Source organism: Rhizobium leguminosarum, from assembly GCF_001679785.1.
GTDB classification, from domain to species: domain Bacteria; phylum Pseudomonadota; class Alphaproteobacteria; order Rhizobiales; family Rhizobiaceae; genus Rhizobium; species Rhizobium leguminosarum_R.
Map to the genome: position 1 here is coordinate 3,070,885 of NZ_CP016286.1, position 13,247 is coordinate 3,084,131.

The 13,247-nt window shown below is 57.3% G+C and carries 10 protein-coding genes; 6 read left to right on the forward strand and 4 right to left on the reverse strand.

Annotation, left to right across the window (positions count from 1 at the left end; all coding sequences use genetic code 11):
* Positions 1-1,380, forward strand: a complete 1,380-nt coding sequence (locus tag BA011_RS15225) for a polysaccharide biosynthesis/export family protein (RefSeq protein ID WP_065281076.1) — start codon at positions 1-3, stop codon at positions 1,378-1,380.
* 125 nt (positions 1,381-1,505) lie between these two features.
* Positions 1,506-2,972 (forward strand): hypothetical protein, encoded by a 1,467-nt coding sequence (locus BA011_RS15230; RefSeq protein WP_017989291.1) that lies wholly within the window; start codon positions 1,506-1,508, stop codon positions 2,970-2,972.
* Between the two features lie 185 nt (positions 2,973-3,157).
* Here the strand turns inward: BA011_RS15230 and BA011_RS15235 are convergent, their stop codons facing one another.
* Positions 3,158-3,457: a hypothetical protein gene (locus BA011_RS15235; protein WP_065281077.1), complete on the reverse strand. Its 300-nt coding sequence runs from the start codon at positions 3,455-3,457 to the stop codon at positions 3,158-3,160.
* A 308-nt stretch (positions 3,458-3,765) separates the two neighbouring features.
* Here BA011_RS15235 and BA011_RS15240 point away from each other — a divergent pair, with 308 nt between their 5' ends.
* Both BA011_RS15240 and BA011_RS15245 read left to right on the forward strand, forming a co-directional pair.
* Positions 3,766-4,677, forward strand: a complete 912-nt coding sequence (locus BA011_RS15240; protein ID WP_065281078.1) for a glycosyltransferase family 8 protein — start codon at positions 3,766-3,768, stop codon at positions 4,675-4,677.
* A 133-nt stretch (positions 4,678-4,810) separates the two neighbouring features.
* Positions 4,811-5,833 carry a glycosyltransferase family 2 protein gene (locus BA011_RS15245; RefSeq protein ID WP_065281079.1) on the forward strand — a complete coding sequence of 341 codons (1,023 nt, stop codon included), beginning with the start codon at positions 4,811-4,813 and terminating at the stop codon, positions 5,831-5,833.
* Between the two features lie 184 nt (positions 5,834-6,017).
* Here the strand turns inward: BA011_RS15245 and BA011_RS15250 are convergent, their stop codons facing one another.
* Positions 6,018-6,767 carry a Crp/Fnr family transcriptional regulator gene (locus BA011_RS15250; RefSeq protein WP_026158838.1) on the reverse strand — a complete coding sequence of 250 codons (750 nt, stop codon included), beginning with the start codon at positions 6,765-6,767 and terminating at the stop codon, positions 6,018-6,020.
* 366 nt (positions 6,768-7,133) lie between these two features.
* Here BA011_RS15250 and BA011_RS15255 point away from each other — a divergent pair, with 366 nt between their 5' ends.
* Positions 7,134-7,877 carry a sugar transferase gene (locus BA011_RS15255; protein WP_237352483.1) on the forward strand — a complete coding sequence of 248 codons (744 nt, stop codon included), beginning with the start codon at positions 7,134-7,136 and terminating at the stop codon, positions 7,875-7,877.
* 143 nt (positions 7,878-8,020) lie between these two features.
* Here BA011_RS15255 and BA011_RS15260 read toward each other — a convergent pair whose 3' ends face one another.
* Positions 8,021-8,317, reverse strand: coding sequence for a hypothetical protein (locus BA011_RS15260; RefSeq protein ID WP_065281080.1), 297 nt, complete (start codon positions 8,315-8,317; stop codon positions 8,021-8,023).
* Between the two features lie 1,241 nt (positions 8,318-9,558).
* Complete coding sequence (locus tag BA011_RS15265) at positions 9,559-10,779, reverse strand: acyltransferase family protein (protein WP_186806442.1); 1,221 nt, start codon at positions 10,777-10,779, stop codon at positions 9,559-9,561.
* A gap of 142 nt (positions 10,780-10,921) precedes the next feature.
* On the opposite strand from BA011_RS15265, the gene BA011_RS15270 reads away from it, so the two are divergent.
* Positions 10,922-13,240 carry a membrane-bound PQQ-dependent dehydrogenase, glucose/quinate/shikimate family gene (locus BA011_RS15270; protein ID WP_065281081.1) on the forward strand — a complete coding sequence of 773 codons (2,319 nt, stop codon included), beginning with the start codon at positions 10,922-10,924 and terminating at the stop codon, positions 13,238-13,240.
* Positions 13,241-13,247: the final 7 nt, after the last annotated feature.

The following is a 13,247-nucleotide window of genomic DNA, read 5'->3' on the forward strand; positions in this document are numbered from 1 at the left end:
ATGCAGCGCACATCCTTGTCCGGTCGCCTCATCTCCGTCGCCCTTGCCTTGCTGGTATTTTCCGGCGTGACCGGCTGGAGCGTCGCCCATGCGGAAAACTATACCCTCGTGCCGGAAGATCAGGTGAGACTGCGTGTCGTCGAATGGCGATCGTCGGATTCCCGCTATGCCAGCTGGGAAGCCCTCGGCGGAACATATACAGTCGACGATGCCGGTAATCTGGCGATTCCGATCGCCGGCCAGGTGCAGGCGATCGGCAAGACGACGGAGCAGGTTTCCGATGCGATCGCCACCGCGCTCTCCGAAAAGGCCGAACTGCCGGGAAAGCCGTTCATCGCCGTGGAAATTGCCCAGCATGCGCCGATCTTCGTGACCGGGACGGTGCAGACCCCCGGGCGCTATGCTTTTGAGGCCGATATGACGGTCATGAAGGCCGTCAGCATCGCCGGCGGCTTCCTCCGGGAGCGCGAAGAGAATACCGTCTTCGAGCGCGACCGGATCCAGGCTGCCGGCGCCTACCGAACGGCCATTCTCAACCGGCGCGATCTTCTGATGCGCCAGGCGCGGTTGCGCGCCGAGATCGCCGGCGAACAGAGTTTCGATATCCCTGCAGAACTCGCCGGAACACCCGATGTGGACAAGCTGAAGGCGCAGGAATTGAACCTGATGCGGCTGCGACGCGTCGATATCGAAAGCCAGATCGACGCGGCGAGCGACCTCGCCCGTCTCTACGGTCAGCAGGTCCAGTCGCTCGAGGCCAAGATCAATTCGCAAAAGCGGCAGATCGACCTTGCGCAAAAGGAACTGGATAATGTCAACAGCCTGGTGAGCAAGGGTCTGGTCAGCAATTCCCGGCAGGTCACGGTCGACCGCGGCGTTGCGGATGCACAAGGCACCCTGATCGATCTCGAGGTCGCCCTGACCACGGCTCGCCAGGGGCTCAGCGAAGCCGATCGCTCGAAGATTAATATCGTCAACCGGCAGAACAGCGAAAACCAGGAGCTGCTCAACCAGGTCAATCTCGCGATCGGCAGGGCTGCGATCGACATCCAGGTGGCCCAGCTTCTGGGCGAACAGGCTGGCTACAGCGCGCAACTCGCCCAGATGAATACGGACATGCCGGGTCTTGGCAGAGCGCAAAAGAACTACAGGATCGTGCGCCGCAACGACGATGGCACCTATCGCAACATCGAGGCGGACGAGACGACCAGCTTGCGGCCGCATGATGTCGTCGAAATCGGTATCGACACGGATCTCCAGACGCCGCCGCTGCAGCTGCAGCCCGCGCCGCAGCAGCAAAGCTCGGCAGTCCCGCTGTCTGATGTAGCAGGCGACAATCAGACGGCTCCCGGCTGGATATCCCAGACGGGATCGAATTAGGGGGCGGTCGTGACCATGAACGACAGCTGGCGGCTTTCGCCTCGGGCATTGCGTCGGAAGGCGGATGCCGCTTTTCGGCAAACCCGATGCCTCCGCCGTTCTCCGTCCGGATCGGGATCTGAAGCATGTCGATAGAACCGATTGGCTTCATCGTTCTGCTGCTTGGCCTGCTCAGCATGGTCAACGGGGCGCGTTTTGCGATCACGACCCTTTGCCTGTCGACGCTGCTCGGAGCGGCCGCGGCTCTGCAATTGCCCGCGCTCGGCGGCAGCAGCATCCAGCCAAGCCATCTTCTCGTGCTTTTTCTCGTGGTAGCCGCCCTGCTGCGCCCGGCTCAAACACAGGCGACGCTCGCCAGCATGGCCTATCCGGGTCCCGGTTTCTGGTTTGCCGCCTACATCCTGTTTTCCGTGGCATCATCTTTCTTTTTGCCGCGCATCTTTGCAGGCGCGACCCTCGTCTACTCTTCTGCACGAGACACCACGGGCATGATGTCGACGGTGGCCGCTCCCCTGTCGCCGGGTTCGTCCAATCTCAGCCAGTCTGTCTATCTGCTCGGCGACCTCGCCTGCTTTGCCGTCGTCTCGGGGCTTGCCAGGCTCGGCTATGCCCGTTTCATCGCACTGCAGTTAATCGTCGCCTCGATCGCATGTTTTACCCTGGCATTGATTGATATCGGAACATTCCTGACCGACCAGTCCTACCTGCTCGATGTCATCAGAAACGCGAACTATACGATGCATACGGCCGAGACGATCAGCGGCTTCAAACGCATCGTCGGCCCGTTCCCCGAAGCAAGCACTTATGGCGCAGTCGCATTAGCCTATTTTTCCTTCACGCTTCTGCTCTGGCTGGAGCGCGTCCAAAGCCGTATGGCAGGACTTGCAACGCTTTTCATCGGCCCGACGATCGTCCTCTGCACATCGACAACCGCCTATATTGCCGGCATTTTCGTTGTCTGCATGTTCGTTCTGTTTTGCCTGAAACGACTGATTAGCGGCCCTGCCAAGACCCCGCATGTGACTTTCCTGGTGATCACGCTGTTTTTGATTCCCTGCGCCATCGTCGCACTCAGCCTTGTCCCCGATGCGTGGAATTCCATCGCCGGCCTGATGAGCACCACCTTGTCGGACAAGCTCCAATCGCAATCCGGTGAAGAGCGCACCGCCTGGAATACACTTGCATTGATCGCATTCGTCGATACCGCCACCTTCGGCGCCGGGCTGGGCACGGTTCGGGCCTCGAGTTTTATCGCTGCGTTGCTCTCCAATGTCGGATTGACCGGCACTCTTCTTTTCGCCGCCTTCCTGTACAGCCTTGCAAGGGCCTCCGGCCGGCACATGTCAGGCGATCGGGAGACGCACGCGATCGGAAACGCTGCGGTTATGGCATCCATCGCGCAGGTCGCCTCCGCGGCGATATCGGGGAGCGGCACGGATCTCGGCTTGCTGTTCAGCACCACGGCAGGTCTGGCGGCCGGCTGCCTGGCAACCAATACCTCTCCCCGGCGCGCGACCCGATCGCTCGCTAATCGAACCCCGCTGGAGACATCGACATCTCTGATGAGAGCGCCGATGTTTTCAACACGATGACGCCCGCTTTGGAACTCCGCCAGGGCGCGGGATGGCAATCTCGTCGAGCCATCGGCGTGCCCGCATTGGGCCGAAGCCGGCCGGCCGCACTGCATCTTTCCAGGATCGCCTGTAAAAGCGGTCCATCGAACAAACGCCGTCGGAGGTCAGTCGCGGAAGGTTATGCTGTAGGTTTTATGTCGACATCAGCCTTGCGGGCGCTCGCTGGTGGTCGCGACGCTATCTGCAACGGAATTGTTTTCGCGCAGCTTGGCACTGCGCCGCAAAAGCCCCGACAGGAACACGCCTGCCAGATAGCCGATTTCCATGAGCGCGAGGATGGCGATACCGGAGAGCATGGCCGCGATCACGGAAGACCCACCGGCAAAAGCCACGCCGCCGAAGCCGATTGCCACCAGGATTGCAAAAATCGCGAAAGCCCAGGCGCGGATGGAAGCCCCGGCAGCGATCGAAATCACGGCTGCCCCGAGTGTGGTGATCAACATGACAATCCCCCTTCCCTCCGCATTCCGACAAGGGTCCCGGCACCAATCGCCGTACCGCGAAACAACATGTCGAAACATAGCCTTATGACAGGCAAGGCACTCTTCATGGTGAATATCTCAACAATGAAACATACAAAAGCCGCCGACAGCCAGACACCGATTCAGCACCAGCGCACTGGATGCTGGCCTATATATACCGAACAGGGCCTTCATATGACAGACCCGTTGGCTCAATTCACAACTGGTCCCTCGCCTCGCAAAGACAATACCGATTCACTTGTATTGCGCACAATCGGAAAGGTGATGACATGAACAACCAGTGCGTCGTCTACGTCACGGATGTCGAGTATTCATTTCCGACCATTCTCTCGGCACTTCAGGCTCGCAAATTCGCAAGCCCTGCGACCGACGTCTGCGTTCTGATGTCGGAACATCTCGACAATTTCGAAGAGCTGAAAGCCCTGCTCGCAAGGAGTGGGGTCATATTGACCGATGCGACCGAAGCGCTGCAGGACTCGCTCGGCAAACTCGACAGTTCGCATTTCCAGGGACGCATCAGCGTCAGCACAATGGCCAAGCTGGTCCTTTGCGAGATCCTGCCCACTAACTATACCCAGATCATCTACCTCGATGGCGATACCCAGATCGTCAGCGATCTCGGTGCGTTCGAAAGTGCCACTGTGCCAGAGGGCAAGTTTTTCGCGGCGCGCGACTACACGGCGATCCATGACTTCCTCGATACCGGAAAGGACAGCCACTATTTCAACGCAGGCGTCCTGAAATTCCATCGAAACGGCTGGATCGGGCAGGAGGCGCTCGAGCTTTTTGCTAGAAATCCCGAGGCCTGCGAGGGCAAACATGATCAGGGTGCATTGAATTATGTCTGCGGTTCATCGCTCATCCTGGTATCGAACCGCTGGAACTTTCCCAAACAATTCCTTCATCTGGTGAATATGTCCTCCTTGTCGATCGTCCACTACATGGCGCATCCGAAGCCATGGCATGGAACTTTCTTTCCGTGGACCGATAAAGAAAGCCAGGTATACGTCGACCTGCGCAAAGCACATCCGATTTACAATTCGCTGTATCGCGGGATAACCTTCGATCGGAAGATGCTGTATAAATACCGGTCTATCCGGGCGCGCATCGAGAACGCAATTGAAAAAGAAGGACCCAATCCTAGGGTCCAGAGCCTGCTGGTTGGCGACTACGCCGTATGATGATGTATTATTGGTCCGACTTGAATGTCCGCGGGACTGAACTCAGTGTCGCCGGTCGAGCCGTGAATTTGCAGACGGAAGCGCAGAGTATTCATCCATTCATTCCAGGAATGGATAATCTTCAGGACAGAATATGAGTTATAGGGCTTCCGCCGCCAGTATCTCGCATTACGTGAAAGCCCGCCTGCGCCGTTCGCTCAAGGCTCGGCAGGTTCGATATGACCTGCTGCGCAACGGGCTCAAGCAGGCGCGCCACGTCGTCATCTGCGTCATCCGTGACGAGGGGCACCGGCTGGCCTTCTTCCTTCAGTATTATCGCGATCTCGGCTTCGAGCACTTCGTCTGTATCGACAACGGCTCGACCGACGGCACGGCCGAGTTGCTGTCCGGCTTCGACGATGTCTCCCTTCTTTCGGCTCATGGTTCCTACAAGGCGGCGAGGTTCGGAAACGACTGGATCAACGAAGTCATCAACCGCCACTGCCGGGAGAAGTGGGTCCTGTATGTCGATGCAGACGAGTTCCTGGTCTATCCGCATTGCGACACACGGCCGATCGATCAATTGACTTCCTATATCGCTTCCATGGGCGGCCATTCCCTCCGCTCGGTCATGATCGACATGTACAGCCCGCATCCCGTTCTCGAAAACATATGCGAACCCGGTCGCAACCCGCTCGAGGTCTGCAATCTCTTCGACCGCTCCGGCTATGTGGCGCATTTCGACAAACGCAACTGGACGATATGGATCAAGGGCGGCGTTCGCGGGCGTGTCTATTTCCACGACCGGCTCTGGGACGGCCCAGCGCTCAACAAGATACCCCTCGTCTATGTGGCGGGTGAACGTCTGTTTCTCAAATCATCGCACCAGGTCTGGCCGCTCTCCCTGAATTTGGGCGACATGCGCGGAGCTCTCGGCGTATCCGGCGCCCTTCTGCATTTCAAGTTCCTGTCGACCTTCGTGCACAAGGTCGCCGATGCGGCACACCGGTCCCAACATACGGAAGAATATACCGTATACTCCTCAGGCAAGGACATGGATGACTTCGTCTACGACGATACGGGCACCTACAAAAGCTGGAAGGACCTGTCCGATCACGGGCTCATACAGGGTGAAGGCTGGAAATACTGGAGGAATGCTTCCGAGAGCGAAGTCTAAGTATGCCGCGCCAAATACGCAGCGATTTTGGGACGACGTGCATGAAGACAAGTGCTAACACGCCAACCTGATCTTTCAGCCTGCTTCGTCTGACTATCAACTCGCACTGTCATCAAACACAAAACCCGCCGACGGCAGGTTCTGTCGAGGCTTTCTGCCGTTCCGTTTTTTATCGCGGAACGTCTCAGGCGAGACCCGCCCCCTCGGCATAAGCCTCCAGCGCCTTCCGATTGAGAATGCGGATTTTGCCCTGTGTCCCGTCGACCACTTTGCTCTCGCGCAAGCGCCGCAGGCATTGGTTGACCTTTTCACGCGACGCCGGCAGTGTCGCGGCCAGCTCGTGCTGGGAGATGATCAGTTCGTCGCCGCTATTTTGCGCATCCATTCTGTAGAGGGCAGAAAGACGCAGCAGCGTTCGGGCAAGTCTCTGCCTTAGACTCGATCCGGCATTGGAAATGATCCGCAGTTCGAGTTCGGAAACACGCGCCAGCGCCTTCGACAGGATCTTCACCTGAAATTGCGGATCGTTAGCACACAGGTCCCGCAGCAACCGACCGTCGAAGTAATGCAGTTCGCAATCCGACGAGGCCCGATATTCCAGGCTGAGAGACTGCTTGCGGAGCACCTCCAATTCGCCGATCAAGCCGCCTTTCGGAACAATTTCCACGATGAACTCTCGTCCATCGGCAAGCGGGGTGCTTGCGCTTACCATTCCGCGCTGTACGCGGGCGAACACGTCGAGGACGACGCCGGCACCGGCAATAATCTCACCGCGGCGAAACTTTCGAACACTCGAGCGGCAAAACGGGAACTCGTGATCCAAATCCGCCCGGCCGTCGTAAACAATACCTGCAGACCCGCAAGTAACCGCTTCGCTTATTCGCGCTGCGTTTCCTCTAGGTCTGTTGTCTCTAGTGCTGATCGCCCCGTCCATACGCACAACTCCACACAGAATAATTGCCTTATTTGTCTTGAGCGACATTCGTAATAGGTTAAATTAGAAAGTCAAACAATAATAAAATAAAAAATTCGTGTTTAAACTATACATAATTATGAATAATCCTCATCTTTATATATAATAAAATTCATATTGAATTCTATCGCATACAAGTCTTTGGGGCTGCATGACGATTTTTATACAATTTATGACAATTGCCTACCTGCAGAATACATTTAGTCAGCACAACAACAACAACGAACTTTAAAATAAAACTAAATAACATTTCTGCTATATAGTCAAAATCAAAGGTAATATTTTTAATATTCGTAAGAATTTCTTTAGATTATAAGGAATTTATTCATGACTATGACCTCGGTCACAGACATCAAACTTGCATTAAAACAAAGCTTTGGCTGTGATTTCTGGAATTCGTCTAACGGAGACGCGGGTGGCGGGAAAAATCAGGGCATCAACCCAACCGGACCTTGGCGGGATTTCGCCAGGGCTCGACAGGAAAGGCGTCCATTCAATTCGTCACGACCCCGTCTGATCAGCAGAATTCTGAAGCGCGCATTGGACATCATCATTGCGGCAAGTTTCTTATTCTTTCTGTCGCCGCTCCTTCTGTCGGCGGCAGTCATCGTCACGCTAAGTGATTGGGGCCCTGTTTTCAATTCTCATCGCAGGATCGGTTATAAGGGAAAGGAGTTTGGTTGCCTCAAGTTTCGGACGACAGGAGCCGACGCAACGACCGACGCGCACGTCACGGTCGTCGGCGATATTTTGAGGCGATCGAGCCTCGACAAGCTTCCGCAATTGATCAACGTGTTGCTGGGTCAAATGAGCCTCGTCGGGCCTCGCGCCATTACCAAGGAAGAGCTGCCGCGTTACGGTGAACATGCCTATGCCTACATGGCCGTCCGTCCCGGCCTGACTGGCCATTGGCAAACCAGCGGGCACAACGACGTCAGCTATCCGAATGGAATTTCCCTTGACGTCGAATATTTGTCCAAATGGACGCTCACGCTGGATTTCGCGATCATGGCAAAAACGCTGTCGGCGCTGCTTTTCCGGCACGCGTTGTTGCCCAAAGTGGATTCCTAAGCATGTCGGGCAAAACTGTGGTGCGGTTCTGTGATAGAGACATGCGCAAAACCAGAGACTAAAGCGCGGCAAGCGAATCTAAAGATCACGCCGCGTTTTGGCACCCTGACGTAGCCGAGCATTCTGCCGGCTCGGTCATGTCATTACCCGTGAGGACCCTTGCCCGTAACATGGGAGCGCTCAGTAATGGAGTTCTTTTTCCGGCGCTTTTGAATATGCCACAAGGAGAAAGCAAATAGACCCGCCAGATAGCATATCTCCATCAAAACAAGCACTTCGACGCAAGAAACGACAGCCTCCGCCAAGGAGGAACCTTTCAGCAGAATCACGCCGCCCAAGGACGTGACCACCAGAAATGCAAAGATTGCAAAGGCCGAGGCGCGAATGGTCGCTCCGGCGGCGATAGAGACGGCAACCACGACGAGCGTGCTCTTCAGCATTATTCTGATCCTCTCTTCACACCTCCTTCAAGCCACCGTCAGCCCTCGATGACATGACAAAACCCAAAGTCGAAACGAAGTCCGATCAAAGTATTTTACCTATTGTGGTTAAAATATTGCTAATAGCAGTCCAGCAAATCGACGGAGCAACGCCGGAGAATATTCGACTATTCATCCAGCGGGGCCGTTCTACCGATTAAACCCAAGAAATCCTTGGATATTGCGGTCAGAAAGATTTAGGTATCTGAGGCTTATACAGGAGCCGATAATGCAGCTGCGGCGTTCTCTCGCCGAACTGAACGCTCATTTGATATCCCTGAAAAGATGAATTTGGCCATAGGCTTACGCTCGAGCGCATATGCGCCCTGGCAACGAACAGGCTTATGCTCGTCCGGCAAGCGTGACTCGAGCGCATCAAGGTTGCGCAACAGCCTACGGAAAACTCGGCCCCTACGATGGACCCGGATATTTATCTGAGGCGATCGGTCAGGCAAATCGGGTAGGAGGGAGCCTTGCGGCGTCCCTCCTCCCACACCACCGTGCGTACGGTTCCGTACACGGCGGTTCATGTCGCGCTCGGTTCATGGTCCCCAGTGCCCGCCGCCCTACAAGCGCCCAGCCTTGTCTCGCGGGTTCCGCCCGCTACCTCCGGCTAGGCCCTCTTGCGAGGCATCTGCTCAAGGCGGTCGGAAAAGCGGTCCGGCCTCCGTCGACATGTTCAGCCCTTCACCGGTTGGTCTGGCTACTACGGCGTCTGCTGACTTCTGCCGCCCCATCCCGACGCCTTGCGACGCCGGTAGCACATCTGTTTCCAGAGGCAGGTCGGCAGACCTCCCAGGGTAAGACGCGTGACCTTCGTGCCATATACCTGTCACATCTGCGCCCGCACCCTCCGGGTGATATCGGGCTTCGGGTGCGTTGGCCCCCTCGCCCGGATGCGGACGCCTCATATGCGCTTCCTGTTCGTCAGGCCGGCACTTTGCCTGCAGCTTCCTTCAGACCTCGCCTCGCGACAACGCCCTTGCTGTTCGGCTAGCGGTTCCCATCACCAGGGCCCGCAGAGGACTCTCACCTCCAAGTCATCGGCCGGATACCACCCCGGCCAAACGGTGCTCACGCACCACGCGCCATGCCTGGCGCACCAACGAAACAGGGCCGCCGCTATGGCGAGCCCTGCTGATGTTCTTGCCGGTTGAGCACCTGCGATGGAATTGCCAGCCTCGAGGCCGATATCGACAAACCTATTTCGAGACCGCACCGGCGAGTTGCCGTTTTACGCCGCGTTGGAGACTGAGGTTTTCCAGCCAGGTGACTTGTTTCCTCAATTTCAACGCCGGCTTTTCGATGAATCTCCACGAGAAGGCGGCAAAGCAAGCGGCAACAATGCTGCAGACGATGCCGTTCAACCACCAGTTATGCGCCCAGGGGCCGAGCGCTACGAACGCCTGTTGGATCGGATAGCCATAGAGGAAGACGCCGTAGGAGTAGTCGGCCCCACGCAGGACGCCGAGCTTGCGGGGCGAGGTGAGACCAAGGAAGACCGTGACATATCCCATGGCCGGAATGGCAATGAAGTCCCCAAAGGAGGTGAACCAGTAGGCCCACAAAATCATTACCACAGAGGCAAGGAAAATTCGGATGTCCCAAAGAACCTTGTCCTTGTAGAGATAGAAGGTCACCCCCACAAGAAAAGCACAAATGAGCAGATTGCCGGACGCGGTCGTCGGCATAGTTGCCCAATCGCTTCCATGTTTCCAATATCTTGCAATACCGAAGGCTATGATCAACGCCGGCGTGGCGATAAGGGCAATCACCCGCCGCCTGACCACGCCGAGCAGGAAGAGTGCGGCGATCACGGCATAGCACTCAAGCTCGAAGGGCACCGTCCAGAGCTGCCCGTTCACCATTGCGGCGTCAGGATTATCCAGGAATACCCCGGGTAGATTGAAGTGAATGTGCCCTGTGACATTCATCAGATATGTAAAGAACTGAGGATCGGTGAAATAGTCACGCAGGTCATACTCTGTATAGATCGCTCCGAGTATAAAGGCAGCCAGCAACACCTCTACCGCGAGAGCGGGATAGATCCGGATAAATCGATTGCCGAGAAAAGAGACCAATGTCTTCGATCGTTCGAGACTGCCAGCCACCAGAAACCCGCTCAGGACAAAGAACATGGGCAGAACTGACTTGATGACAGGGCGGAAGGGCGACTCCCAAAGAAACAGGTCGTCGCCATAGGTGACACGGGCCGTGTGTATCCAAAGCACTGAAAAGGCTAACAGTAATCGCATATAGTCGAATCCTGTCGGTCGCCCGTTCGCTCGATCAAGCTTTTCGCCGAGAACCATCTGTGCCCCTTTCAGAAGTATTGACTCGATTTGGAATGGCAAGCCGTTGCCGCAGAGCGGCAGCGGCATCATTGCCGGGTCGGGGCCGCGTGTCAGTGACCACAGGTACATCAGGTAAAAATTGAACGAGAGAGCAGCCCTCTCCCGAAGACGCGTCTCTGACCATCAACCCATGGCCCTGTGCTTCCCGAGGGCCATGCGACGGTCGGAGTTGGAATCCAGGTGATCGGGCGGCGGATTGGATGAGGAGACTATGAAATTTCTGGCCACCCTGTTCTGTATTGTTCTCGCCCTTATCGGATTGGGGTTGATCGGAGGCGGCGCCTGGTTGCTGCGCCTCGGCGGCTCGCCCTATTACGCCATCGTCGGGCTTGCCTATGTGGTTGCCGCGCTTCTGCTGTGGCGCCGGAAGACGCCAGGCGGGCTCATCGTCCTGCTTGTCGCCGTTTTCACCCTTCCCTGGGCGCTATGGGAGTCGGGTCTCAATTTCTGGGCGCTGTTTGCCCGCTTGATGTCCCCCATCGCGCTGGCGGGCTTTGCCCTTCTCTTTGCACCGTCGCTTTCCCCGACCGCCAACCGGAAGCTCTTTTATGGCGGCGCCTTGGTGACCGCTCTCATCTTTGTCGCGGGTTTCGGTCTCAGCTTCGTGCCGCATGGGATCATCCAGCCCTCCGCCGACATCACCGCCTATAAGGTCGTCAAGGGCGACAACTCTCCCTCCGACTGGACATCCTATGGCCGCACCACGGCAGGAGATCGTTATTCCCCATTCGATCAGATCAACCGCGGCAATGTTTCCAAGCTCGATCTCGCCTGGACATATCGCACCGGAAAAGGCGATGGCGCCGATCAGAACACGCCTCTGCAGATCGGCGATACCGTTTACACCTGCACGCCGACAGATGTGATCGCAGCGCTCGATGCAGATACCGGCAAACCCCGCTGGACTTTCGATCCTAAGGCGACGGCGCCTTATTGGCAACGCTGCCGCGGCCTCGGTTACTACAAGATGCCGACGGAAGCCCAGTCTGCCGATGGTCTTTGCGATGAGCGCCTGGTGCAGACGACGATCGATGCCCGTCTCCTGGCGATCGACAGCAAGACCGGCGCGCCCTGCAAGGACTTCGGAGACAATGGCACTGTGCAGCTTTCCCAGGGCATGGGCGAAGTCAAGACGGGCTATTATTTCCAGACATCGGCGCCGCTGATTGCCCGCAACCTGATCGTCGTCGGAGGCTGGGTCACGGACAATCAGGAGGTCGGCGAACCCTCTGGCGTCATCCGTGCGTTCAACGTCGTCACCGGCGAGCTCGAATGGGCATGGGATCTCGGCAACCCGGAGATCACCAAACTTCCGCCGGAGGGCCAGATTTATACGCGGGCCACGCCCAACATGTGGACGACGGCCGCATTCGACGACAAGCTCGGCCTCATCTATGCACCGCTCGGCAATACCACGCCGGATTATTACGGCGTCAATCGCCCTGCCTTCGCCGATCAATACAATGCGACATTGGTGGCACTCGATGTGACGACGGGTCGGGAGAAATGGAAATTCCAGACCGTCCATCACGATATCTGGGACTATGATCTGCCGGCTCAACCGCTCCTGGTCGATCTGCCTGACGGCAATGGCGCCACCGTGCCTGCTCTGCTGCAGACCACCAAACGCGGGCAGCTTTTTCTCCTCGACCGCCGAACCGGCACACCGCTTGCCGAAGTTCAGGAGAAGCCGGTGCCGCAGCAAGGCGGCGTGCCGGAAGAGAAACTCTCCCCGACGCAGCCCTATTCCGTCGGCATGCCGACAATCGGTGCGGAGCGCGTGACGGAGCAGACGGCCTGGGGCCTGACGATGTTCGATCAGCTGGCATGCCGCATCGCCTTCCGCAAGATGCGCTATGACGGCGATTTCACCCCGATCGCCACGCAATATGCAATCCAGCAGCCGGGAAATTTGGGTGGCCTCAATTGGGGAAGCGTATCGGTCGATCTGTCCAACAACAGGGTCTTCATGAATGATATCCGCGTCCCCAGTCTCTTCGCACTCATTCCGCGCGCCGAATACGTCGACTTTGCCCTCACCACGACCGCCCACGGCCCCTCCGCCCCGCAGCGCGGTACACCTTACGCCATGGCCACCGAGATGTGGACATCGAGGCTCCGCGTTCCCTGCACCCAACCGCCCTTCGGCACCGTCACTGCAGTCGATCTGAAGACGCGCAAGATTGCATGGCAGGTTCCGGCCGGCACGGCCGAAGAACTCGGGCCGTTCAAGATCAAAACCAAGCTGCCTATGCCGATGGGACTGCCGAGCTACGCCGGCACTTCTGCGACCGCCGGTGGCGTCGTCTTCTTCGCCGGCTTCCAGGACTATTATATCCGTGCCTATGACGCCGAGAACGGTGCCGAGCTCTGGAAATATCCTCTGCCGGTCGGCTCGAGCGCGACGCCCATGACCTACGTCTCACCGAAAACAGGCAAGCAATATGTCCTGATATCGGTTGGCGGCGCGCCCTATTCGAAAGATGTCGGCGACTACGTCCTTGCCTTCTCTCTGAAAGACGGAGCTTAGCCGCGGA